At 32.9% G+C, this 258-nt stretch carries 1 pseudogene; it reads right to left on the bottom strand.

Annotation, left to right across the window (positions count from 1 at the left end):
- A pseudogene (locus IDG66_RS13520) lies at nt 1-200 on the bottom strand (IS6 family transposase); the annotation flags it as partial.
- Between the last annotated feature and the right edge of the window lie 58 nt (nt 201-258).

Below are 258 nucleotides of genomic sequence, written 5' to 3'. Positions count from 1 at the left end.
TTATGCTTTTTCTTCCAAATTTGATACAAAATTGGGGCATATTCTTGAACCCAACGGTAGACCGTTGAATGATGAACGTTTACACCACGTTCCCTTAATATTTCAGATATATCACGATAACTCAATGCATATCTTAGATAGTAGCCAACGGCTACAGTGATAACATCCTTGTTAAATTGTTTATATCTGAAATAGTTCATACAGAAGACTCCTTTTTGTTAAAATTATACTATAAATTCAACTTTGCAACAGAACCCT

Origin of the sequence: Staphylococcus sp. EG-SA-18, from assembly GCF_017151825.1 — a bacterium.
GTDB lineage: Bacteria > Bacillota > Bacilli > Staphylococcales > Staphylococcaceae > Staphylococcus > Staphylococcus aureus.
The sequence above is the reverse complement of the archived record's forward strand: the minus strand, read 5'-3'. Positions and strand labels throughout refer to the sequence as shown.